Raw genomic sequence first — 24,614 nt, forward strand, 5'->3', positions numbered from 1 at the left:
AACGCGCAGCCTTTTCAATTTGCGGGAGTCTGGAATTGGTCCATGAAATGCTGCAGGTCTGTGCACACGAGGTCTGGCGTCAAGCCCGCCGACGCCAACTGCTCTTGCACGTTGTCCGGTGTGGCGACGCCTGTCAACACAAGGGCTGTGCGGCAGCCCGACACCGCGCCTCCGCGGATGTCGGTGTGCACGTTATCGCCGATCACCCAGACATCGGCGGCGGGAAGTCCAAGCCGCTCGATGGCGTACGCCATGATGATCGGCGAGGGTTTGCCGATCACCACCGGCTCCACGCCGGAGGCGGCGGTGATCGCAGCAGCCAGGGAGCCTGCCCCTGGCATAAGACCTCCATCCGACGGCAGCATGCGGTCAGGATTGGTTAAGACATAAGCCGCGCCATCCTTCAAGTGGCGGACGGCTTCCGTCAGCTTCCCGTAGGTGAAGCTGCGGTCAATGCCTTGGACGACGTAGTCCGGCGTCGTCTCAACCAGGTCGAAGCCGACCGCCTCCAAGGCGATTCGCAGGCCGGCTTCGCCAATCATATGCACGCGCTGACGTACGCCGCGCTGCTCGGTCAAGTACTGAGCGGCTGCCTGTGACGACGTGTAGACAGCCGCAGCGGGAACTTCAATGCCGAGCGCAAGGAGATGATCGGCCACTTGTTCAGGCGTACGTGACGAGTTATTCGTCACGAGTAAATACGGCAGGCGCTCCGCCTGCAGCCATGCAATGAAAGCCGCGGCATGAGGGATAGGCTCATGCCCCCGATACAAGGTACCGTCCAAATCGATTAAAAAGCCATTCATCTAACAGTCACTTCCTCATTCTCGTTGATCGTGGTGGAAGGAAGTGTAATTTCAACGGTTGTTCCTTCATCCAACTTGCTGCGAATTTGCATCAAACCGCCATGTGCTTCAATAATTCGGTAGCAGACCATAAGTCCTAGGCCTGTCCCTTTTTCTTTGGTGCTGTAGAAGGGTTCGCCGAGCTTGGGAAGTCGTTCAGGCGCTATGCCGCATCCTTCGTCAATAAACCGAATCGTAATATTGCGTCCAGGAAGATCTGACTCGGCCTGGATGCGCATGGTGCCGCCCTGAGCCATGGATTCCAAGGCGTTCTTCAGAATGTTGATGAATACCTGTTTGATTTGATGCTCGTCACAGGAAACTGCCGGCAAGCCTGGGGCGATTTCCGCTTCAATTTCAATATTGCCAAGAAGGGCCTGAGGTTGAAGCAGCTCAATAGTGCTCATCACAATGGAGTCTACGGTTTTGGTAACAAAATGGGTTGCTTGCGGCTTGGAAACAAAAAGAAACTCATTCACAATAAACTCAATACGCTGCAGTTCCTTCCGCATAATATCGATGTAATATTGTTCTTTCTCGCTGTTGGTTTTCAAAAGTTGAAGGAATCCCTTCAATGCCGTGAGCGGATTGCGAATTTCGTGAGCCACACCGGCAGCCAATTGACCGACGGCAGACAGCTTGTCTGATTTTATCAACAGTTCCTGCGTTTTTTTAAGCTCTGTAATATCTTTGAAAGTAATGACCGTACCCAGAATCTGACCTCTGCCCTCCAACATGGGACTGGACATATATTCAACCGGGAATGCCGTACCATCTTTGCGCCAGAACTGATCTTCTTTCATCACAGAAAATTCGTGGCCCAGAATCGTGTTCAAAATAGGGCTCTCTTCATTGGAGTAGAAGGTGCCATCGGATTTGATGGGGCGAATCAGATTATGAATCTGACGGCCCAGCATTTCATCCACTTTCCAACCGGTAATCGCTTCAGCAGCTTGATTCCAGAATATCGTACGGCCGCTCAAATCGATCCCATAGATCCCCTCGGAGACAGAATTCAGAATCAGCTGATTCTGCTTGTAGAGTTTGTCGATCTCCTTCTTCTGTTCTTTGACTTCCGTCAAATCCTTGAGAATGGCGTAAACGCCAACAATTTGCCCGTCGATCATGGTTGGGACAAAAGTCACATTAGATGGAATGGGAAAGCCCTTTTGATGGACAAAAGCAGCCTCGAAATTTTGCGGCATTCCAGCGGATGCCACTTGAAAGTGATGCAAAGCTTTAAGCAGATCAGGCGGATTGATCATAGGAATGAAAGACGTGAGCATGGCGCTCTCCCGGCCTAAACCGAGAAGACTTTCCAACCCATGGTTAGCGGACAGCACCTCGCCGTCCAAGCTGAAGGAAATGATCGAATCTGGATGATTGTCATACAAAGATTTGTAACGTTCTGCTTGTTCTAGGATGTAAGCCTCTTTTCTTTTGACTGTTTTAATGCCTTGTATAGCCAGCACGAGAATGAATCCTAAGATAAGGATGTCGATACTGATGCCTAGCAGGCGATGGGTCTGGAGATAGTCAAGTTGATGCAGAAAAAAGAAGTCTGCGCTGATCAAGGCGATAGCGATAATATGATAAACGAGTGCAATGCGGTATAAAGTCCAGGTTTCGCTTGTCGATGGCTGCTGCTTAATCATAGTAGACTCGAGTGCTCCTTTATGAGTTTTTTCGATGAATGTGCCTAGGATTCGACATAGTTATATATATTCTTCCTTGCGGCTATGGTCTTTTCCTTCTAAAAAGAAACGAATTATCATAAGTTTTGACAATTTCAGTATGAAGGCAGGATTCGTTTATGTATGTGAGTAGAAGGAACTATTTTAAGAAAAATGACAGTATACTTGTCCTAATTTTTTAGGTATAATGTTGAAAAAGGTCGTTTTTCTGTGGAACTTATTCACAAATGAGATCGGAGCGGAGCTATGAAGGCTGAGTACATTAATCCCTTTTTGGAGTCGGCTAGAATTGTCATCGAGCAAGTTGCTAACATTCGCCCAACGACGGGGCAGCTCGGCGTTAAAGACGTCAAATTTGTGGAAAAGTATATTTGGATCCAAATCGGGATGACCGGGCAAATGGAAGGCGACATTGTTTTTGGCTTAGCGGAAGATGTTGCTCTGAAAATGGTTTCTGCCATGATGGGCGGATTCGTCATTACTGAAATGGATGAAATGGGCAAGAGCGCGATCTCGGAGCTCGGCAATATGATCAGCGGCAATGCGAGTACGATGTTATTTAATCAAGGGGTAAGGGTAGATATTACACCACCCAAAATTGTTCAATCAGCAACGGCTGCGGGATTTGTACCTAAAAAAGCATTGACCATACCTTTAATTATGGATAGTATCGGTGAGTTGGATATTCAGGTATTGCTCACGTAGAAACGAATTGGGATAAATAGGTTACAATGAATGGAGGACTGCGAGAGCAGGGTCTCCATTTTTTTGCAATTACCGATAGGAAGGATAACGAACATTGAACATATCGAACAAAATTGTTTTAATCACTGGCGCATCCAGCGGCATTGGCGCCGTCATGGCGCAGCAATTTGCAGCCAAGGGAGCGATACCTATTCTGACAGCGCGAAGCACAGATAAACTGCACGAGATTGCTGCAACTTTGCAAGGTCAGCATGCTGTGTATGAGATGGATGTGACGAATAGCGGGCAAGTGAACGAGGTAATTGAGCAAATAGCGGTAAAATTTGGCCGTATTGATATTTTGATTAACAATGCCGGGTATGGCATATTTGAATCTTTTGAGGGAGCGCCTTTCTCCCATTTTGAAGAGATGATGAACGTGAATTACTTGGGGATTGTTCGAGTGACCCAGGCGGTGCTGCCGCATATGGTGAAAGCGGGCAGCGGACATATTGTGAATATCGCTTCTATGGCGGGGAAGGTAGGTTCAGCCAAATCGACGGGGTACTCGGCTACGAAGCATGCTGTCTTGGGCTTTACGAACAGTTTGCGGCAGGAACTTGTGAAGAAGGGAATTGCCGTGACGGCCATTAATCCTGGTCCTATTTCTACCCCTTTCTTTGATAAAGCAGATCCGACTGGCAACTATGTCAAAAATGTCGCTTGGTTTATGCTGAAACCGGAAAAAGTTGTCAAAGAGCTCATACATGCCATACAGAAGAATATCCCGGAGAAAGACCTGCCTTTCGTTGCTGGCGTAGGCATTAAATTTTTTCACCTGTTTCCGCGTTTATTTGACCTGGTTGCCTCAGGGTTGTTGAATAAGAAATAAAGCGGAGTCCAATCGTTGGATTGGACGTCCGCTTTTTTACTTCTGATCAGGCTTATTTGCTTGCAAGGCTTGATTCAATGCGCGAATTTCTTCGAAAATGCGGCGTACTTCAGCTTTGCCTTCTGGATGAGTTTGGTTCCAGTGAGAGGTCAATGCCGGAAGCGATTTATGAACATGATTAAAAAATGCCCAAATCTTAATTTTCTCCATCATTTCAGGTGAAGTATCACCGGTGATGAGTTCAGCCGTCTTAGCTACCAAAGAGTCAAATGCGTTCTCAAAATCTGTATTCATAGTTTCATCCCTTCGGATGGAAAATAGGATGGAGCACTATTAGTTTATCTGATGGCTGGAAAGCTGTCAAAAAGGAGACCCGGATGTCGATGACGCAAACGGATTTGCAGGATGGGCAATTGCTGGATAGAGTACAAATTCGCTGTTTCATGAAGCATATCTCTCTTTTTATTCTAACATATGTAAGCCAAGGGCTGAAAGTGAAGGGGCTTTTGGCTGTACCTGACGGATCTGTTCCCAGGCCTGCAGTGATTTATTGCCGCGGCGGTATCAAGCGTGTCGGGATGGTCCGCAAACGACGAATCGTTTCCATGGCCCAGCGGGGATATGTCGTATTTGCTCCCTACTATCGGGGGAATGAGGGCGGCGAAGGTCGCGAGGATTTCGGCGGGGAGGACCGCTATGATGTTATCCATGCGATTGAAGTCGTCCAAGCTTTAACCGAAGTGCAGCCTGGCCCAGTCCCATTAATCGGATTTTCCCGAGGCGCTGTGATGGCTATGCGGGCTGCCAGAGAATGCCGTGGTGTTGGCCCTGTCGTGGTATGGGGAGGCGTAAGCGATATGCTGGACACCTATGAGCAGCGAGTCGATCTGCGCCGGATGCTAAAGCGGGTTGTCGGGCACCCCAAGAAACAAGTTGAGGCGTATGTGGATCGTTCACCTGCGCTATGGGTAGCAGACATACATACCCCCATTTATATCATCCATGGGACGAAGGATTCGCAAGTCGATATTAGTCAAGCAAGAAAGCTGGCCCAAGCACTGGATCAAGCCGGCAAAAGCTATACGATGGCACTGTATGATGGACTCGAACACCGCTTCGCGAGAGAGGAAGACGAGAAAGCGTTGGACGATGTATTCGCCTGGCTGGACACGAAACTAGCCCTGATTGCTCAAGGGAAATAGCCTTCTTCATTTAATTTGCCGCTGGTTATTGTTTACTCCTCTTGAATGGCCTAAAATAAGGGAAGAACAAAGTTGGTAGTTTGACCTGGTAGGCTAGGGGGCGTTTATTACGCAGTCTCTGAGACAAATATTTTGCAGTGACTTTTACAAGTTGGACAAAAGCATACAAGAGCAGATATACCAAGAGTTCTATATACTCGTGTATCCTATGATTTACTTTATTTTACGTGATCATGCCGGTGTGGAAGATATCATTCAGGAATCTTTTCTACGGGCGGTTCGTAAAGCACCCATGCTTCAAGAAATAGATAAATATGAGAGTTGGGTTAAGAAGCTAACCCGTAATGTTACTCTCAATCATCTGCGCAAGCACAAACGCAACCGGGATGAACTTGAAACAGAGCTCTTGCTCAGCTTGAAAGAAGCAGCTCCCACCTCGGAATGTTTGGACTCTCTAGATAAAGAAGTTGAACTGAAATTAATGCGTGAAGCCATCATTATGTATATCAATCAACTTAGTCCTGCATACCGACAAATTATCGCGATGAAATGGATACATAATTTATCCTACAAGGAAATGGCCAGCGAATTAGGTGTTACAGAGGGTGTCGTGCGACAGCGCTTATTCAGAGCAAGGGATGTCATTAAACAGAAACTTTTCGAGGAGTGGGGAACAGGCGGATAGGAGTCCTTATGGACTCTTATTTCTGCTGTTTGCGGGATCTTTATTTGTATCGTTTTCCCTTGTGACATATAATAGGTTCATTAGCTAGGAAGAGAAAAGGGGTTTTCATAAATTGAGTACAAGCTTTGAGCAACTGCAAATCGCACAGACTTATTTAGATAAATTACAGCAATTAGGCATAGGCGAGCCTACACCTATTCAGGCTGAAGGGATACCGGTTTTGAAAGAAGGGAAAGACGCGATTATCCAGTCGCAAACAGGCACAGGCAAAACCTTGGCCTATCTGCTGCCAGCGCTGGAGCGTATCGATCCTGCACAGAAACAACTGCAAGTGCTTGTTGTTGTTCCTACAAGGGAACTAGGCATGCAAATCATGCAGGAAATTGAAAAGCTGACAGAGGGGGGACCGATTCGTTCCCAATCCTTGATCGGTGGCGCTGCCATTGTTAGACAAGTGGAGAAACTAAGACTCCATCCCCATATTGTGGTAGGAACGCCAGGACGTTTATTAGAACTCACGAAGATCAAAAAGCTGACGCTGCACCATGTGAAAATGGGGATCGTGGATGAAGTTGATCAGGTGTTTGAACTGGGTTCTATGCAGGATGTAGAAGCGGTTCTGAAAGGGATGCTCAAGTCGAGTCAAATGGTGTTTGTCTCAGCGACGATTCCCCAAAGCACGGAGCAGGCAGCCGAACGTTGGTTGAAGGAACCTGTTATTATCAAAATCAATCCGAGTCAGCGCACGGCAGAAACATTGAAGCACATGTATGTGGTTTGTCAGGAGCGGGAGAAGATCGACACGCTGAGAAGGCTGGTCCGTTTGATTAAACCAACTTCTGCTATTGTGTTCATCAACGTTACGGATGACATTGCGCAAGTGGTGGGCAAGCTCCAATATGTTGGTTTGTCGGTTGAAGCCCTCTATGGGGAAGCGAGCAAACAGGATCGGGCCAAAGTCATGGGGAATTTCCGTGAAGGGAAATTCCAACTGCTGCTGGCCACTGACGTCGCGGCACGGGGGCTGGATATTGAAGGCGTAACGCACGTCTTCCATCTGGACCCTGCCACGAACGCGGAGTATTATCTACACCGCGTAGGTCGTACCGGGCGAATGGGCCGTGAGGGCACAACGATCTCTATCGTGACGCCCAAAGAGCTGTTCATTCTCGATAAATTCGAGAAACAGCTTGGGATCACGATCGCGCCTAAGGCGATGTTCGAGGGCCGGCTTGTCGATCCGGCCCAAGACCGCAGCGCGGCTACGATGCGCAGCCGCCGTGAAGCGGCGCGCCCGAGCGGCGCGGCGCCTGCGCGCGCGGGCTCTGCCGACGCGCGGGAGACAGGCGCTGCGGAGCGCGCTCCGCTCGGCACTGCCGCGGCGAAGCCGGCAGCGCCAGTTAAGACGGCCGCCGCAGGCAAGGCCGTCAGCAAAGCCCAACGCGAGCGAGATCGCAAGAGCAAGGGCGCTCCTCGCTGGCTCAAAGAGAAGCAGCAGAACAAAGAAGAATAGCCCTGAGCCCTGGGCTAGCCCAAATTGTCATCTGCGAGGTGTGAAACGTGCTGAAAAAAATATTGATTACGGCCATTTGTCTTCTTCTTATTCTTCTACTTGCCGTGGTCCTTCTTATCCGGCACGTCAAGCCGACAGAGACGTTAGACTTATCGTACCAAGAGATTTCGATTGGCAGCAAAATTGCTGACATCATAAAAACTCGCAAGTTGGATGTGCAGCTTACCGAACAGGACCTCAATGATTTGGTCAAAAAGCAGCTGTCCGCTCACCAGCAGTTGCCCCATGATTTTCGGCTGGAAGGGGCTAAGCTTACGCTGAATGGCTCTCATCTAGAGGCCGATTTGAATCTCAGATGGCGTGATAAAGTTCCAATCGCAGCCCAAATGCAGTTCGCGCTTGCGTGGAATCCGCCTAATGTAGTCATACAGCCTGTGCGCACAAGCGTGAAAGGGATGCAGCTCCCCAATGAATGGCTGCATCTTGAACCCATCTCATTTTCGCTAGAAGAACACTTGCCGGCTCTGATCGGTGTGAAAAATGTTGTCTTCCAGGATAAAGCTGTTGTCGTTCAATTAAAGGTTCTGCGTTAAGTTGAGCGACACGATGTTTAACCAAAAACCTCCGAATCCACTTGGTTAAGTGGGTGCGGAGGTTTTTTTGAACACGCTAGAATTTATATGTTGTGGAATGAATGGTCGCGGAGTTACCTTAGCTGCCTCGTGCTGAGGTAAGGGAACACAGTCAGTTCCCTTTCATGCTGCATTTACCCCGGTTCCCGCCGATTAGCGGAACGTAGTTCCTCTCACGCAGTACTCTGTGTCATCGCATTCACCCAAAGGGAACTAGGATCCGCTATATGGCTGAAAACCGCCATTTGCCACTCCAAAAGGAACTACGATCCGCTATTTCATCATTTCCCGTCAGAATCAGCATCTTCCGGCTAAATAGCGTACCTCAGTTCCCTTTCATGCTGCATTTACCCCGGTTCCCGCCAATTAGCGGAACGTAGTTCCTTTTCACACTGCGCTCTGCGTTATCGCATTCACCCAAAGGGAACTAGGATCCGCTAAAAAGCTGAAAACTGCCTAATTCCACGCCAAAGGGAACTACGATCCGCTATTCCACCATTCCGTTTCCACGTCGGAATCAGCATTTTCCGCTTGAATAGCGTACCTCAGTTCCCTTTCATGCTGCATTTACCCCGGTTCCCGCCGACTAGCGGATCGTAGGTTCCTCTCACGCTGTACTCTGTGTCATCGCATTCACCCAAAGGGAACTAGGATCCGCTATATGGCTGAAAACCGCCATTTGCCACTCCAAAGGGAACTACGATCCGCTATTCCACCTTTTCCACGTCGGAATCAGCATTTTCCGCTTAAATAGCGTACCTCAGTTCCCTTTCATGCTGCATTTACCCCGGTTCCCGCCGATTAGCGGAACGTAGTTCCTTTTCACTCTGCACTCTGTGTTATCGCATTAACCCAAAGGGAACTAGGATCAACGGCGATTTGTTCATTAAGCGCTTTTTGGACTTGCCTGTAGACTTCTTTGGCTTTGACCACAGCGCTCAAGGACTTAATTCGACTCAACTGCCTGAATACGCCATTTTTTCGTATAGATAACGATCCCCAGCACCAAACACATGCTGATCAGCACGAACCAGATGGACACACCTGCCTGAAACTTATCCATTCCCCAGCCAACCCCTAAAGGAAGAATGGAACCACCCAAACCGCCAGCGGCGATCAGCGTGCTTGTGATTTGCTCTGTGCGACCGGGTAATAGTTGATTCGCATAGATCAGCGCAACAGCATACATCCCAGACATGAAAAGGCCGAGTAAAAGGACGATGGCGAAGCTGCTCCACAATTCAGAGCTAAACATCCATAACAGTAAGGTAGCTACGCTCGCTGCAAAGGAGAAAAGCAAGTAGCGAAAATAGGTCAATTTCTCAGCGATGATGCCTGCGAAAACCCGACCGAAGACCATGGCCAACCAATAGGCTGTTACAGCCAGAGAAGCCACGGAACTTGATGCCTGCAGCTGATCGATAAAGATCGACGGCAAGAAGTTGACAATCGTATTTTCCATCCCTACATACAAGAAGAAGACAAACATAAACAGGATAAGGAAAGTTAAAGAGCTTTTCACAAGTGCAGGAGGTTTATTAGCGGACTTCGTGCGATCCGCCTTATGCGCCAACAGTTCATCGTGTTCACCCAAGGAAAGCTTCGACCAGATGATGCCTGTTGCCAGCGCGCTTACTCCCAGCAGCATGAATCCATATTTCCATAGGTCATTTGCGATCAAAATACTGGATATGAGCGGCATAATCAAGGCGCCAAGTCCGAAAGCCACCTCTAACTTGCTGAAAGCTGTTGCTTGATTATCTTTGGCCGCCATGAGCACGAAGGTGCTTATACTAGCTTCAACAAGTCCGAACGCTACGCCGGCAATGAAAGTCAGGCTAACCGCAAGAGGCCAGGGAGGCAGCAAGACGATGGACACCATGGCTAAGAAAAGGAGGCCAAATGCGGTTGTAATGGTCGTTCTCCTGCTGATGCGGCGAGCCATGGCCGGCATGCTCAGCACGCCGAGCAGAAAACCGCCAAATTGCAGGAATACGAGAAATCCGCCGTCACTGTAACTCCGGCCATAATGCGCGAGCAGTTCAGGTAAGACAGCTCCGAATATAACGTGCGTGCAGCCTGTCAATAAGTAGGACAAGCAGCTCATAAAGAGTAATTTTTTCATCGACCAGTTATTCCTTTTTGTGTTGTGAGATAGGCCTCATTGTGGTTAAAAACATGTACAATCGCATCGGCGACTGAATCCACTTGGTAGGCGGCTTGTTTCTTGACGTCGGGATGGGCTCCTGACATAGCAAAGCTGTGAGGGGTGATACCGAACATGGAGACATCATTAAAGGAATCCCCGACACAGGCGATTTCCTCTGTCTTCAAACCTAGTTTCTCAATTAATTGCAGCAAGGAACTCCCCTTGGAAACGTGCAGCGGCATAATATCCAAACAATCTTTGTCCGAGATGAACATTTCCAAGTGCTCACCGAGCTCTTCTTCCATTCGTGCTTTTAAATTTAACAGGATGTCAATTTCGCCAAACATTGAGAATTTACATACCGCAAACTCATTTTGAAGGGATTGTTCAAGATCCTCTTTGATGAGGAAAGGGCGGAAGGTCCGGGCTTGGATGGCATCCGAGGCTGGTGTCAGGTGTGTAATGTAATTCGCTTCTCCTGAACAAATCAGCTTCACGAGATCAAAGTCTTTCAAGAGTTGGTATACGTTATATGCCAATTGGGGTTCAAATAGCTTGGATTGGAGATAGCTGCCATCCTCCAAGTGAATGAATGCGCCATTTTGCGAGACGGAGTAAGCGCGATGTCCAATCTCCTCCAAAACCTGCTGCATCTCCACATTCATTCTTCCGGAAGCTAGGCATAAAGCGATCCCGGCTTCTTTGACCTTGGCCAAAGCGGCTAATTCTCTGTCGCTCACTTTTTTACTGTGATCCAGCAAGGTTCCATCCAAATCGCTTACGATAAGTTTAATCATGTTGTTCTTCTCCTCCTGCTAATACAATTTCTACCTCAGCGGCAAGTAATTTATCTTTGATCTCAGAGCTCAGAGCCTGATCTGTGATCAGAATATCTATGCTTTCAAAGCCAACTACACGGTGAAAAAGTCTTTTGCCGAATTTGGAATGATCCGCAAGTACGATAACTTGATCAGCATGCTGCATCATGGCTCTCACCAAATAACAATCCTCTTCGTTTGGAGCGGAGAGACCTTCTTCCGTAATCCCGCAGGTTCCGATAAGCAATTTGTCGACATGGTAATCATTAAGCATTTCAATCGCTTTGGCTCCATATACGCTGTGATGCTTGTTATCAAGCACGCCGCCAAGAATATGAATGGTTGTTTCTTCTTTACGTGTTAAGATAGCAGCAATTTCAATGGAACTTGTGACAACCACATTTTGTCGGGAAAATAGGGCTGTTGCGGCGTGAAGTACCGTTGTTGAAGCATCCATCATAATGTAATCGCCATCTTGAATGAGCTGCGCCGCTGCCTTGCCAATCGTCAGCTTGGATAAGGATTCGGCTTGCAGCCTTTCGTCATAATTGCCTACTTCTTTGGAGAGGGTAGGGAGGATAGCGCCGCCTCGCGTGCGGACAATCAGGCCCTGTTCTTCCAACTTCACCATATCTCTTCTGGCGGTGTCGCGAGAGACATCGTAGAGTTCGCAGATAAGATCTACCGTAATGCGTTTATTTGATTTTAAGTATTCAACAATTGATATAAGTCGTTCTTCCTGAAACAAGTAGTGTTATCTCCTTTCTTTAAGTGTTTATAAGTGTTTATAAGTATACTGCTTATTATATGTCTGAACACAGCAAATTTCAACTAAAAAAACGTGCACCGCTTCGAAAGCGCGAATGCACGTTTTTTATTATTTTTTAGTTAACGGTTTTTTTCTTGTTTGGATGTAGCTTGGATAGGTAATTTCACCGGTATCCAGCTTTGCAATTTCATCTGCATTCCAACCGCTGATTTTATTCGCAGCTGTAACGCCTGTTAATTTAATTTGATAATGAGCGGACAAGTACTGTTGAAGCTTGGCCATCTCCTCCGGTGTGATTTCTCTTAATTTCTGTTTGCCGTGTACTTGACCAAGGATAACGCCAATGGATTCGGCAGCTAAACTTGTATTTGGCTGAATTCTTGTACTGCCATAGGCAATTGCGGAGGAACCCACATTTTTACCCGCGGCGATGACATTTTCATAATTTTTCAGTAAAAAGCTGCGCAGCGGCATGCCGTATTTATCAGGACGCCCCATTTCAATCCCCCACTTGTTAGCGCTTGTTCCCTGCAAATCAAGCGGGTAGCCGCCAATACTGACGTTGTCCCAGAACATGGTGCCCGAAAGTAAGTCAGAAGGTTTGAGGACGTAATCCATCTCGTAATGATTATACTCACGGACATAAGGATATGTCGGTAGTTCCCCTAACTCCGCATGTTCCCAGCCTGGCAAGGTTTTGCGGAAGTGAGGCAGAATCAGAGCTGTTTCTTTGTTGCCCAGACTCACCGCGTCCTGGATAGACTCAGGTTTGGATGGATCAACAGTGTAAACAAGAAGCGCATTAATTAAGACGTCGCCATCACGCTGATTCACAGCATTTAATCCTCTTAGAAAAACGCGATCGTTCGATGGATGGTAAGCTTTCGTCATCCCGCTAAGCCCGATAGCGAAGCTGTCGCTTACATAGCCGCCACCGAATTGTTTGGACTTCTCCTCAGGCTTCAGCAAGTTAAACGCGGTATTGAATTTCTTCCAATCCACATTTTTGAACTTCATCATCATCCCGGCACTCATGTATTCAATCTCTTTTTGACCGTAAAATTTCTCGAGACCCGGAAGCCGTTTCGCGTCAAGGCGGCTGATAAGTGCTGCGTAATCACTGTTTTCAACCCAATATGTAGCTGTTACTTTCTTCTTTTCATTTTTCTCGTTCGAATATACAAGGGAAGCGACTTTGTGCATATGGTCCGGTGTCTGGACTTGCTCGATTTCTTGAATGACAATACCCGATTCGATGGGAATATCTTTGACTAGTTTATTCATATAGGAAGTGAATTCGGGCAGTTTGCGAATTTTGGCATTTCTGAATCCGTCGAATAATTCTTTGACCCGACCTTGTACAAGCAAATGGCCTTGATCATCGCGAGTCTCATCTAGGAATAGCATTTGGCTCTGAAGAATTTGACCTCCAAAAGCCTGATGAGGATCTAATACCTTCACCTTCAACCCTTCATCTGCAGCTGCGCGGGCCAAATAAAGTCCTTCCAGCTCACTGCCGATAACCACAACATCAACATTTTCAGTCGGATAAGAGTTAATGCTCTCATTTTTGGTTCCTGCCGCGGGGACTGTTGAAGGCACACTTACACTAGGCTTGTCTTCATGAATCGTGGAAGGAGCGGAGACGTTATTTGGTTCCACTTTCCCTTGATTCAGCACAATTTTCCCAAAATAGAATCCAGAAATACCAATAAACAGAACGGCCAGAGCAATAACGAGTTGAACTCGCGGGTTACGTAAACGCATGTGTTAGCTCCTTTTACGATAGTCTTCTATGCCCTAAGTTTAGCAGTTTCAAAGGGGTTTTGATAGTGGATTTCAGGGTCGGGATATTTCGTATTTAAAAGATTTGCTAATCTACCCCCAAAAACATAAACAGGAAGGCGAATTGATTTAGCATAACACAGGAACCCTTCGCGAAGGCTCCAATTATTTATGAAATTAGATGAATAAGGGAGAGGGAACTTGAATGAAAAAGAACTTATTGAAAAAAGCAGTAGCAACAGGACTTGTCTTAACTATGGTAATGGGGGGCGCGTCAGCTGCGTTTGCCAAAGGTAATGACCATGATGATCGTGGTAAAGGGAACAGCAACAATAACAACAATAATAGCTATACTCAAAATATCAAAGGCAATGTTCAAATACGAATCAACTTCAATGACCTCAAAAGTGCGGAATGGGCAATGCGTTACATTGCCAGCCTAGCTTCCAAGCAAGTTTTTGAAGGATACGAAGACGGTACTTTCAAGCCTGACAAAACAGTTTCCCGCATTGAGGCGATCACGGCTGCTGTTCGTTTGATGGGATTACGTGAGCAAGCGGAGTCAGCTGCTGAAATGCAAACCAAATTGAATTTCAAAGATGCCGATAAAGTTCCAGCATGGGCAGTAGGTTATGTAGCTGTAGCCTTGGAAAATGATCTGTTCACTGAAAGCGATGATTCTGTTCAGCCGCAAAAAGAAGCAGATCGCCTATGGGCAACTACGCTTTTAGTGAAGGCGCTTAAATTGGAATCGGAAGCAAAAGCAAAAATGAACACAACGCTTACTTTCAAAGATGCTAAGCAAATTCCTGCAGGATCTGTTGGCTATGTCGTTGTAGCCAAAGACAAAAACCTCGTTGATGGATTTGAAGACAATACCTTCCGTCCGAATCAACCCGTAACACGTGCTCAATTGGCCGCTTTGCTTGATCGTACGGGCAGTCAATTGCCTGATGAGCAGGCTGGCAACACAGGAACAGTGAATGCAATTGTTTACAACAATGTGCTTTCTGTTACCAAAGCTGGTGTCGTTACGCAATACGTACTGCATCCAGATGCCTTCATTCTGCGTAACGGCGTGAAAGTCGCTGCATCCGCATTGCAAATTGGCGATCAAGTGAAAGTGCGTACCTTCAATAATACGGTCGTCTTTATTGAAGTAACGACTTTAGGTCAAGTGAATCAAACATTTGATGTATTAGGTACGTTGAATGCAACTACTGTAAATGGACAAGGAAAGATTACGACGATTTCGATCAACCAAAACATCAATGGCGTCAACCAGACGACGGTGTACAATGTTTCCGCTAATGTAGCTTTAACAGGAAATCTTGGTTCATTCACATCAGGCCACTTGATCCAGCTTAAAGGTCAAAACCAAGAAGTTACTTCTATTGATGTGAAATAAATGAAGTTAATAAAAAAGCTCTAAATAGATAGATATAGAAAAAGGTTAGATTCACGCAGCAGCCCTCATCTTAAGAATAAGATGAGGGTTGTTGTATAATTTTCCATACAAGGAGGGAAACTGATTTTTATCTTGGAAGGAGTGACTTTCTATTATGAACGAATCTTTAATGGACACATTCAAACGCTATTACGCTGATTACCGCAGCGCTGCCAACGTTGATGAAAGCTTCGCCGACGCTTATCACGCAATTTCCTATCATGTTATTGATCAAACGGAGCAGCTCGCTAATCAGGGAAGCCTGGAGGATATCCAGCAGCTTATGCGCGAGTTCCGGGAACTTCGCTTTTCCGAAGGTTCAAGTACCGATGCTTTGAAAGAACATTTCGAGCAGGAGTTGGTTCAGAAAGTGCTTGATCGTTAGTTTTTTGGAAACTTTAAGAATGACAGTTGCAATCTGGCAGTGAGCGTGGTATATTGTCATTCCGGCCAAAACGAGCTGAAAATTTTATCGAAAAATGTAAAAGAAAAGCTTGCATTCGGTTGGGTGAATATGCTATATTGTAATTCCGGCCGCGAGAGCAGCTTGGGAAATGCAAGAAATTGATCTTTGAAAACTGAACAACGAGTGAGTAAGCACGAACGAGAAATCGTTCAAAAAGAGATTGCAAAATCTCGCTAGCAAGTCAATTGAGCATCTCAGCTTTCAGATATACGGACGAGCAATCGTTCGCTACTATGGAGAGTTTGATCCTGGCTCAGGACGAACGCTGGCGGCGTGCCTAATACATGCAAGTCGAGCGGATTTGTTCCTTCGGGGACAAGTTAGCGGCGGACGGGTGAGTAACACGTAGGCAACCTGCCTATCAGATCGGGATAACTATCGGAAACGATAGCTAAGACCGGATAATTGGTTTTCTCGCATGAGAGAATTATGAAACACGGAGCAATCTGTGGCTGGTAGATGGGCCTGCGGCGCATTAGCTAGTTGGTGAGGTAACGGCTCACCAAGGCGACGATGCGTAGCCGACCTGAGAGGGTGAACGGCCACACTGGGACTGAGACACGGCCCAGACTCCTACGGGAGGCAGCAGTAGGGAATCTTCCGCAATGGACGCAAGTCTGACGGAGCAACGCCGCGTGAGTGATGAAGGTTTTCGGATCGTAAAGCTCTGTTGCCCTAGACGAACAGCATGAGGAGTAACTGCCTTGTGTGTGACGGTATAGGAGAAGAAAGCCCCGGCTAACTACGTGCCAGCAGCCGCGGTAATACGTAGGGGGCAAGCGTTGTCCGGAATTATTGGGCGTAAAGCGCGCGCAGGCGGTTCATTAAGTTGGGTGTTTAAGCCCGGGGCTCAACCCCGGTTCGCATCCAAAACTGGTGAACTTGAGTGTAGGAGAGGAAAGTGGAATTCCACGTGTAGCGGTGAAATGCGTAGAGATGTGGAGGAACACCAGTGGCGAAGGCGACTTTCTGGCCTATAACTGACGCTGAGGCGCGAAAGCGTGGGGAGCAAACAGGATTAGATACCCTGGTAGTCCACGCCGTAAACGATGCATACTAGGTGTCGGGGATTCGATTTCTCGGTGCCGAAGTTAACACAGTAAGTATGCCGCCTGGGGAGTACGCTCGCAAGAGTGAAACTCAAAGGAATTGACGGGGACCCGCACAAGCAGTGGAGTATGTGGTTTAATTCGAAGCAACGCGAAGAACCTTACCAGGTCTTGACATCTGGGTGTAAGCACTAGAGATAGTGCCCCTCTTCGGAGCACCCAAGACAGGTGGTGCATGGTTGTCGTCAGCTCGTGTCGTGAGATGTTGGGTTAAGTCCCGCAACGAGCGCAACCCTTGATCTTAGTTGCCAGCACTTCGGGTGGGCACTCTAAGATGACTGCCGGTGACAAACCGGAGGAAGGTGGGGATGACGTCAAATCATCATGCCCCTTATGACCTGGGCTACACACGTACTACAATGGTCGGTACAACGGGAAGCGAAGCCGCGAGGCGGAGCGAATCCTTATAAGCCGATCTCAGTTCGGATTGCAGGCTGCAACTCGCCTGCATGAAGTCGGAATTGCTAGTAATCGCGGATCAGCATGCCGCGGTGAATACGTTCCCGGGTCTTGTACACACCGCCCGTCACACCACGAGAGTTTACAACACCCGAAGTCGGTGGGGTAACCCGCAAGGGAGCCAGCCGCCGAAGGTGGGGTAGATGATTGGGGTGAAGTCGTAACAAGGTAGCCGTATCGGAAGGTGCGGCTGGATCACCTCCTTTCTATGGAGACTCGGATCTGATAGATCCAGTCAAGTGTGTTTAACACACAAATCGCTTACTCACTCGTGTTCAGTTTTGAAAGAGCAATCTTTCAAGAGCAACAGCCTTGTTCCTTGAAAACTAGATAACGAAATGAAACGTAAAGTAAGAACTTAGGTTGTGTTAACCTTCGGGTTGCACAAAAATCTTTAAAGTTTTTTCTAGGTTAAGCTAGAAAGAGCACACGGAGGATGCCTAGGCACTAGGAGCCGAAGAAGGACGTGGCGAACGACGAAATGCCTCGGGGAGCCGTAAGCAGGCTTTGATCCGGGGATGTCCGAATGGGGGAACCCAGCTGTGGTAATGCGCAGTTACTCAGTAGTGAATACATAGCTGCTGTAGAGGCATACCCAGGGAACTGAAACATCTAAGTACCTGGAGGAAAAGAAAACAAAAGTGATTCCGTCAGTAGCGGCGAGCGAAAGCGGAATAGCCCAAACCAAGGAGCTTGCTCCTTGGGGTTGTAGGACCTCGATATGGGGTTAGTTCGATAGGCGAAGTGATCTGGAAAGGTCCGGCATAGAAGGTAAAAGCCCTGTAGCCCAAATCGAACGAAATCCCTAGAGGTATCCTGAGTACGGCGGGTCACGTGAAACCCCGTCGGAATCCGGCAGGACCATCTGCCAAGGCTAAATACTCCCTAGTGACCGATAGTGAAGCAGTACCGTGAGGGAAAGGTGAAAAGCACCGCGGAAGCGGAGTGAAAAAGAACCTGAAACCGTGTGCTTACAAAAAGTCAGAGCCCTCTTTATGGGTGATGGCGTGCCTTTTGTAGAATGAACCGGCGAGTTACGTTCCCGTGCGAGGTTAAGTCGAAGAGACGGAGCCGCAGCGAAAGCGAGTCTGAATAGGGCGCTTTAGTACGTGGACGTAGACCCGAAACCGTGTGATCTACCCCTGTCCAGGGTGAAGGTGAGGTAACACTCACTGGAGGCCCGAACCCACGCATGTTGAAAAATGCGGGGATGAGGTGGGGGTAGCGGAGAAATTCCAATCGAACTCGGAGATAGCTGGTTCTCCCCGAAATAGCTTTAGGGCTAGCCTCGGAAGATGAGTTGTGGAGGTAAAGCACTGATTGGGTGCGGGGCCCGCCAAGGGTTACCAAGTCCAGTCAAACTCTGAATGCCACAAACTTTATTCCGGGAGTCAGACAGTGAGTGCTAAGATCCATTGTCAAAAGGGAAACAGCCCAGACCATCAGCTAAGGTCCCCAAGTGTGTGTTAAGTGGGAAAGGATGTGGAGTTGCACAGACAACCAGGATGTTGGCTTAGAAGCAGCCACCATTGAAAGAGTGCGTAATAGCTCACTGGTCGAGTGACTCTGCGCCGAAAATGTAACGGGGCTAAACACGCCACCGAAGCTATGGCTTGCACTTTGTGCATGGGTAGGGGAGCGTTGTATGTACGTTGAATTCTGACCGTAAGGACAGGTGGAGCGCATACAAGTGAGAATGCCGGTATAAGTAACGAAAAGATCAGTGAGAATCTGATCCGCCGAAAACCTAAGGGTTCCTGAGGAAGGCTCGTCCGCTCAGGGTAAGTCGGGACCTAAGGCGAGGCCGAAAGGCGTAGTCGATGGACAACAGGTGGAAATTCCTGTACCACCGTAGCCGTTATGAGCAATGGAGTGACGCAGAAGGATAGTGACGCAGACTGATGGATGTCTGTCCAAGCAGTGAGGCTGGTTAGTAGGCAAATCCGCTAACCGTAAGGCTGGGCTGTGATGGGGAGGGAAACTTTAAGTACCGTAGGTCATGATTTCACACTGCCAAGAAAAGCTTCTAGCCAGGCGAAGGTGCCCGTACCGCAAACCGACACAGGTGGGTGAGAAGAGAATTCTAAGGCGCGCGGAAGAACTCTCGTTAAGGAACTCGGCAAAATGACCCCGTAACTTCGGGAGAAGGGGTGCCTCGGTAGGGTGAATAGCCCGAGGGGGCCGCAGTGAAAAGGCCCAAGCGACTGTTTAGCAAAAACACAGGTCTGTGCGAAGCCGCAAGGCGAAGTATACGGGCTGACGCCTGCCCGGTGCTGGAAGGTTAAGAGGAGTGGTTAGGGGCAACCCGAAGCTATGAATTGAAGCCCCAGTAAACGGCGGCCGTAACTATAACGGTCCTAAGGTAGCGAAATTCCTTGTCAGGTAAATTCTGACCCGCACGAATGGCGTAACGACTTGGGCGCTGTCTCAACGAGAGATCCGGTGAAATTTTAATACCTGTGAAGATGCAGGTTACCCGCGACAAGACGGAAAGACCCCATGGAGCTTTACTGCAGCTTGATATTGGACTTTGGTACGATCTGTACAGGATAGGTGGGAGCCTTTGAAGCCTGAGCGCCAGCTTGGGTGGAGGCGCCGTTGGGATACCACCCTGATCGTATCGGAGTTCTAACCTGGTACCGTGATCCGGTATGGGGACAGTGTCAGGTGGGCAGTTTGACTGGGGCGGTCGCCTCCTAAAATGTAACGGAGGCGTTTAAAGGTTCCCTCAGAATGGTTGGAAATCATTCGCAGAGTGCAAAGGCATAAGGGAGCTTGACTGCGAGACCTACAAGTCGAGCAGGGACGAAAGTCGGACTTAGTGATCCGGTGGTACCGAATGGAAGGGCCATCGCTCAACGGATAAAAGCTACCCTGGGGATAACAGGCTTATCTCCCCCAAGAGTCCACATCGACGGGGAGGTTTGGCACCTCGATGTCGGCTCATCGCATCCTGGGGCTGAAGTAGGTCCCAAGGGTTGGGCTGTTCGCCCATTAAAGCGGTACGCGAGCTGGGTTCAGAACGTCGTGAGACAGTTCGGTCCCTATCTGTCGCGGGCGTAGGAAATTTGAGAGGAGCTGTCCTTAGTACGAGAGGACCGGGATGGACGTACCGCTGGTGTACCAGTTGTCTCGCCAGAGGCATAGCTGGGTAGCTATGTACGGAGGGGATAAGCGCTGAAAGCATCTAAGCGCGAAGCCCCCCTCAAGATGAGATTTCCCAGTATGTAAGACCCCTTGTAGACGACGAGGTTGATAGGTTCGAGGTGGAAGTGCGGCAACGTATGCAGCTGACGAATACTAATCGGTCGAGGGCTTAACCAAACTAATCCCAACCAAGTGAAGAAAAGCTTTGTAGCGAATTCCGAATACTTGATTGGGGCCCAGAAAACCTAAGAACACCTAACTTTACGTAAGTTTCGTATCTAGTCTTCAGGGAATAATTCCCTACTGTGGCGGTCGTGGCGAAGGGGTTAACGCACTGGTTTGTGGATCCAGCATTCGTGGGTTCAAGTCCCATCGGTCGCCCTTTTCCCTTTACTAATGGGGATTAGCCAAGCGGTAAGGCAACGGACTTTGACTCCGTCATGCCTAGGTTCAAATCCTAGATCCCCAGTTTACCTTAAGCGGTCGTGGTGGAACGGCAGACACACCATCTTGAGGGGGTGGCGCTCACAAGGCGTGAGGGTTCAAATCCCTCCGACCGCATCCCAAGAAAAGCCTTATTATATAAGGCTTTTTTTTCATTTCTTACTTACTTCAAGAGGCTTTAAGTTGCTCGATTAGGAAGAAAATGGTGATAAGTTTTGGCATGATCACGGAGTTAATACAGCTGCCTCGCTCGAAGATAAGGGAACTACAGTTCGCTATTGTAGAAAAAAGTAGCATTTTAGCTAGTGTAAGGGAACTACAGGGCGCTATTTTGCTGTTTGAAGGGAAAATTAGCTATTTTCGTGGAAATAGGACCCTGTAGTTCCGCTAATGCCCTAGCATCCATGCTATTTGCCCAAATAGCGTCATATAGTTCCCTTACTAGTATTTCTCCCTAGTAAGAGGCTCATCATTCAGGCTGTGGGGAAATAGTGGTGATAAGACCATCAAGCTTGCTTATTCATCCACGAGTGACTGTATGTTCAAATCGCTCCGCCCCGAATCTCAACGCTAGCAGAAAACCCTTACTAATTAAGGGTTTTTTGTTATTTTTTAAAAAGCGATTGACAACTTCATCAGCCCATATTAATATTATCTTCATAAAGTATAAACGTTTATACTTTGTGTGCATATAGAAGGGGGGGAAACAAAGATGTTAACACGCAATACGCGCTATTTTTACTTTTTCATCATGCCATGGCTGATTGGAGCTCTCGTGTTCATGGTTTTTCCGATTATTTCTTCGCTTTATTTCAGCTTTACAGAATATGATATCATTCATTCGCCAAAGTGGATAGGGTTAAAGAATTACACGAAGATGTTCCATGACGAGCTTTTCTGGCGGGGAGTCAAAGCGACGCTGATCTTCACAGTCTTCAGTGTACCGCTGCAGCTGATCCTGTCCTTGCTGTTCGCTATACTGGTGAATCAGAAAGTGCCATTCAGGCGGTTTTTTCGTACAGCGCTCTATTTTCCAAGTATGATTTCTGGCGTAGCGCTTTCACTCTTGTGGTTGTGGGTGTTCAATTCACAAACAGGCATGATGAACTACATGCTAGGTTTGATCGGCATCGATGGACCGAGCTGGTTGGAGAGCGAGCGTTGGGCGCTTGCTGCCATGGTCATAATGACGATGTGGGGAGCAGGTGCAGGGATGATCATTTTCCTGGCTGCGCTGCAGGGCGTGCCGACATACTTGTACGAGGCTGCCAGATTGGAAGGCGCAAGCCGCTGGCAAATGCTGCGCAGCATTACGCTGCCGGCGATCTCACCAGTCATTTTGTTCCAGCTAATCATGGGGATCAATGATTCGTTTCAAGTGTTTACGCAAGCGTTTGTGATGACCAAAGGCGGGCCGCATTATGCGACACAATTCTACGTGTACTATTTATGGCAAAATGGCTTTAAATTTTTCAAAATGGGGTACGCATCGGCTTTGGCCTGGGTGCTGTTAATCCTAGTCATGGTGATGACCTACTTGGTCATGAAGATCTCCAAGAGATATGTGCATTATGAAGGGGGGGATGGTGCATGAGTCAGAGTTCAGTCAAATTATCTAAAAAGAATACGCTTACAAGTAATCTTCCGAAAATTTTAGTGTTTGTGATTCTCACCGCTTTAGCGGTTATCATGGTGTTTCCTTCCATTAACATGTTCTCAACGGCCTTGAAGTCACAAGCTGAAATTCTCAGATTTCCGCCAAAAATCATCCCTGAACATATTGAATTAAGCAATTTCAAAAAGCTTTTCACTACTTACCAATACGGCCTGTGGTACAGAAATAGCTTATTTATTAGCTTTATTACTGTTCTGGGAACGGTTCTCTCGTCCTCATTCGTAGCTTTTGGATTTGCGCGATACCAAGCGAAGGGCAAACATCTTTTGTTCGCTTTATTGCTCAGTACGATGATGCTGCCTTATCCTGTGCTCATGATTCCTCAGTTTATTCTGTTCAAACAAATGAATTGGATGGATTCATTCTTGCCGATTACCGTGCCTGCATTTTTCGGTTCTGCTTATATGATTTTTCTCATACGGCAATTTTTCACTTCCCTGTCGAATGAGCTATTTGATGCAGCGAGAATGGATGGGTGTTCGGAGTTTCGTCAGTGGTGGAGCATCGCATTACCGTTATCAGGTCCGGCGCTTTCGACTGTTGCCATTTTCTCATTCATTGGGAGTTGGAACGATTTGCTCGGACAGGTGCTATACCTTAGTTCTACGGAGAAATTCACGCTTACGATTGGCATGACGTCGATGTATTCGTCGGCTACTCGCCTGGTTCCTTGGAATTTGGTAATGATCTCGGCTATTTTGGCAGTGATTCCAATTTTGCTCTTATTTACATTCGCACAAAGGTATTTCGTTCAAAGTATTGCCATGACCGGAGTAAAGTGAAAAATAGGGAGGATCTAGCTATGAAAAAAAGCAAGCTAACGGTAGGTTCATTTGCTTTCATGCTTTTGGTAAGTTCGGTTTTAACGGCATGTTCGGATACGAAAGGTACAAACAATGAAGGCGGCGATAGTAAAAATGTGACGATTACGCAGTTTGTGCCTGACTTGCCCGACAAAACTTTCGTCGAGAAGCTTGTCCCGGATTTTGAAGCCGCGCATCCGAATATCAAAGTGAAGATTATGAAGGCACCTTATTCGGAATTCGATTCGAAGCTACAATCTCTTGTGGCAGCAGGGACTGCGCCGGATGTAACTTCCCACTGGGGGGAGATGGGTTTCGCTGAGTTCATAGACAAAGGCATGCTAAGGGATATGTCAGATCTGATCAAAGCAGATAATTTCAAAGCGACAGATCACGGAATGACCGACGATGTAATGAACATTTACAAAGTGGATGGCAAAAACTACGGGATACCTGTTTATAGCTATACTTCCTTGATGCTTTACAATAAGGATATGTTCGATAAAGCGGGATTGCCGTATCCTCCAGCAGATTTTGAGGACAAATCTTGGACTTTCGATAAGATGATAGAAGTGGCTAAGAAGCTGTCCAAGCCGAGTGATGATCCGCAAAAAGCCGAATTTGGCGTTGATTGGGGTTGGGCTGAGAAAGACATGAGGCTCATTTATTTCGGGGCCAAAGTATATTCGGACGATACATGGACCAATGGCGGCCATCCGACGGCATCCTACTTCAACTCCCCTGAGGCTATCAAAGCGAATCAAAGGATACACGATATGATTTATAAAGATAAAGTGATGCCATCCAAAGAGTTTACGAAAGCGGTTGCGGGTCAAGGTGGAGATCCCTTTGCAACAGGTAAAGTCGGCATGTCTGTAGCAGGCGCATGGATTCTTGCATCAGTGAAGGATTACAGTTTTAAAGTCGGTGTCGCTGCTGTGCCAGTGGGCTACAATGATAAGGCACGCGATGTGCTGTATATCGATCCGCTCGTCATTTTGAAGGATTCCAAGCATCCGAAGGAAGCTTATGAATGGATTAAATACCAACTGCAGAAAGACGTACAAGAGAAAGCGATAGAACTAAGCGGTGGTACGCCGCCATCTAATCAGCAGGCCGCTGAGAAGTATTTCAATCTCTACGCGCCAGCTATTGATCCTAAAGATTTAAAGAAAGTCGTTGAAGGCGGATTAAAGCATGGCACGGAATCCTACAACCATTTAATCTCAAGCTATTCACATATTTTGGACTTGGTCAATAACGAGATGGATCAGCTGGATAATGAAAAGGCGAATGCAGCACCGATAAATGCCGTTTTGGATAAGAAAGTGAATGAACTGCTGACAGAATTGAATGCGAAATATAAGAAGAATTAGGAATCTGCTATAATGGAACC

Annotated in this window: 18 protein-coding genes, 3 tRNA genes and 2 rRNA genes; 16 read left to right on the plus strand and 7 right to left on the minus strand. The window is 47.6% G+C overall.

Annotated elements, in window-relative coordinates; translation table 11 throughout:
* Positions 1 to 14: 14 nt before the first annotated feature.
* Positions 15 to 806, minus strand: a complete 792-nt coding sequence (locus LOZ80_RS01125; protein ID WP_238169708.1) for a TIGR01457 family HAD-type hydrolase — start codon at positions 804 to 806, stop codon at positions 15 to 17.
* Positions 803 to 2,500, minus strand: coding sequence for a PAS domain-containing sensor histidine kinase (locus tag LOZ80_RS01130; protein WP_238169709.1), 1,698 nt, complete (start codon positions 2,498 to 2,500; stop codon positions 803 to 805). The genes LOZ80_RS01125 and LOZ80_RS01130 overlap by 4 nt, the downstream gene beginning before the upstream one ends.
* A gap of 285 nt (positions 2,501 to 2,785) precedes the next feature.
* On the opposite strand from LOZ80_RS01130, the gene LOZ80_RS01135 reads away from it, so the two are divergent.
* Both LOZ80_RS01135 and LOZ80_RS01140 read left to right on the plus strand, forming a co-directional pair.
* Positions 2,786 to 3,244, plus strand: coding sequence for a chemotaxis protein CheX (locus LOZ80_RS01135; protein ID WP_189019425.1), 459 nt, complete (start codon positions 2,786 to 2,788; stop codon positions 3,242 to 3,244).
* Between the two features lie 94 nt (positions 3,245 to 3,338).
* A complete protein-coding gene (locus LOZ80_RS01140) occupies positions 3,339 to 4,115 on the plus strand; it encodes an SDR family NAD(P)-dependent oxidoreductase (RefSeq protein WP_238169710.1) in 777 nt (258 codons plus the stop codon).
* Positions 4,116 to 4,151: 36 nt separating this feature from the next.
* Here the strand turns inward: LOZ80_RS01140 and LOZ80_RS01145 are convergent, their stop codons facing one another.
* Positions 4,152 to 4,409, minus strand: coding sequence for a DUF2573 family protein (locus LOZ80_RS01145; protein WP_189019429.1), 258 nt, complete (start codon positions 4,407 to 4,409; stop codon positions 4,152 to 4,154).
* A gap of 83 nt (positions 4,410 to 4,492) precedes the next feature.
* On the opposite strand from LOZ80_RS01145, the gene LOZ80_RS01150 reads away from it, so the two are divergent.
* The 4 genes from LOZ80_RS01150 to LOZ80_RS01165 all read left to right on the plus strand — a co-directional run bounded on the left by LOZ80_RS01150 (position 4,493) and on the right by LOZ80_RS01165 (position 8,108).
* A complete protein-coding gene (locus tag LOZ80_RS01150; RefSeq protein ID WP_443147005.1) occupies positions 4,493 to 5,317 on the plus strand; it encodes an alpha/beta hydrolase family protein in 825 nt (274 codons plus the stop codon).
* A 208-nt stretch (positions 5,318 to 5,525) separates the two neighbouring features.
* Positions 5,526 to 6,002 (plus strand): RNA polymerase sigma factor, encoded by a 477-nt coding sequence (locus LOZ80_RS01155; RefSeq protein WP_238172874.1) that lies wholly within the window; start codon positions 5,526 to 5,528, stop codon positions 6,000 to 6,002.
* Between the two features lie 112 nt (positions 6,003 to 6,114).
* Positions 6,115 to 7,515 (plus strand): DEAD/DEAH box helicase, encoded by a 1,401-nt coding sequence (locus tag LOZ80_RS01160; RefSeq protein ID WP_238169712.1) that lies wholly within the window; start codon positions 6,115 to 6,117, stop codon positions 7,513 to 7,515.
* Positions 7,516 to 7,562: 47 nt separating this feature from the next.
* On the plus strand, positions 7,563 to 8,108 hold the full coding sequence (locus LOZ80_RS01165; RefSeq protein WP_238169713.1) for a hypothetical protein: 546 nt from the start codon (positions 7,563 to 7,565) through the stop codon (positions 8,106 to 8,108).
* Between the two features lie 985 nt (positions 8,109 to 9,093).
* On the opposite strand, the gene LOZ80_RS01170 is transcribed toward LOZ80_RS01165, so the two are convergent.
* From LOZ80_RS01170 to LOZ80_RS01185, 4 genes are all read right to left on the minus strand, one after another.
* Positions 9,094 to 10,272, minus strand: a complete 1,179-nt coding sequence (locus LOZ80_RS01170; protein WP_238169714.1) for an MFS transporter — start codon at positions 10,270 to 10,272, stop codon at positions 9,094 to 9,096.
* Positions 10,269 to 11,093 carry an HAD family hydrolase gene (locus tag LOZ80_RS01175; protein ID WP_238169715.1) on the minus strand — a complete coding sequence of 275 codons (825 nt, stop codon included), beginning with the start codon at positions 11,091 to 11,093 and terminating at the stop codon, positions 10,269 to 10,271. Before LOZ80_RS01175 ends, LOZ80_RS01170 begins: the two co-directional genes overlap by 4 nt.
* Positions 11,086 to 11,862 (minus strand): DeoR/GlpR family DNA-binding transcription regulator, encoded by a 777-nt coding sequence (locus tag LOZ80_RS01180; protein WP_238169716.1) that lies wholly within the window; start codon positions 11,860 to 11,862, stop codon positions 11,086 to 11,088. The genes LOZ80_RS01175 and LOZ80_RS01180 overlap by 8 nt, the downstream gene beginning before the upstream one ends.
* A gap of 129 nt (positions 11,863 to 11,991) precedes the next feature.
* Entirely contained in the window at positions 11,992 to 13,650 is a 1,659-nt protein-coding gene (locus tag LOZ80_RS01185) for an FAD-dependent oxidoreductase (protein WP_238169717.1), read from the minus strand.
* 223 nt (positions 13,651 to 13,873) lie between these two features.
* On the opposite strand from LOZ80_RS01185, the gene LOZ80_RS01190 reads away from it, so the two are divergent.
* The 10 genes from LOZ80_RS01190 (at position 13,874) to LOZ80_RS01235 (ending at position 24,594) form a co-directional block, all read left to right on the plus strand.
* Positions 13,874 to 15,076, plus strand: a complete 1,203-nt coding sequence (locus LOZ80_RS01190) for an S-layer homology domain-containing protein (RefSeq protein ID WP_238169718.1) — start codon at positions 13,874 to 13,876, stop codon at positions 15,074 to 15,076.
* Positions 15,077 to 15,230: 154 nt separating this feature from the next.
* The gene (locus tag LOZ80_RS01195) at positions 15,231 to 15,500 is read left to right on the plus strand and encodes a hypothetical protein (RefSeq protein WP_238169719.1); all 270 of its coding nucleotides are present in this window, start codon (positions 15,231 to 15,233) and stop codon (positions 15,498 to 15,500) included.
* A 311-nt stretch (positions 15,501 to 15,811) separates the two neighbouring features.
* Positions 15,812 to 17,355, plus strand: a 16S ribosomal RNA gene (locus tag LOZ80_RS01200).
* Between the two features lie 203 nt (positions 17,356 to 17,558).
* A 23S ribosomal RNA gene (locus LOZ80_RS01205) occupies positions 17,559 to 20,473 on the plus strand.
* The 16S and 23S rRNA genes sit together here with 3 tRNA genes alongside, the layout of an rRNA operon.
* Before the next feature lie 131 nt (positions 20,474 to 20,604).
* A tRNA-His gene (locus tag LOZ80_RS01210) sits at positions 20,605 to 20,677 on the plus strand.
* A gap of 16 nt (positions 20,678 to 20,693) precedes the next feature.
* A tRNA-Gln gene (locus LOZ80_RS01215) sits at positions 20,694 to 20,765 on the plus strand.
* 10 nt (positions 20,766 to 20,775) lie between these two features.
* Positions 20,776 to 20,857: transfer RNA gene (locus LOZ80_RS01220), tRNA-Leu, on the plus strand.
* Between the two features lie 595 nt (positions 20,858 to 21,452).
* Positions 21,453 to 22,334 (plus strand): carbohydrate ABC transporter permease, encoded by an 882-nt coding sequence (locus LOZ80_RS01225; RefSeq protein WP_238169720.1) that lies wholly within the window; start codon positions 21,453 to 21,455, stop codon positions 22,332 to 22,334.
* Complete coding sequence (locus LOZ80_RS01230; protein ID WP_238169721.1) at positions 22,331 to 23,197, plus strand: carbohydrate ABC transporter permease; 867 nt, start codon at positions 22,331 to 22,333, stop codon at positions 23,195 to 23,197. The genes LOZ80_RS01225 and LOZ80_RS01230 overlap by 4 nt, the downstream gene beginning before the upstream one ends.
* A gap of 20 nt (positions 23,198 to 23,217) precedes the next feature.
* Positions 23,218 to 24,594: an ABC transporter substrate-binding protein gene (locus LOZ80_RS01235; protein WP_238169722.1), complete on the plus strand. Its 1,377-nt coding sequence runs from the start codon at positions 23,218 to 23,220 to the stop codon at positions 24,592 to 24,594.
* The last annotated feature ends 20 nt before the right edge of the window (positions 24,595 to 24,614 follow it).

Origin of the sequence: Paenibacillus sp. HWE-109, from assembly GCF_022163125.1 — a bacterium.
Taxonomy (GTDB): Bacteria; Bacillota; Bacilli; order Paenibacillales; family NBRC-103111; genus Paenibacillus_E.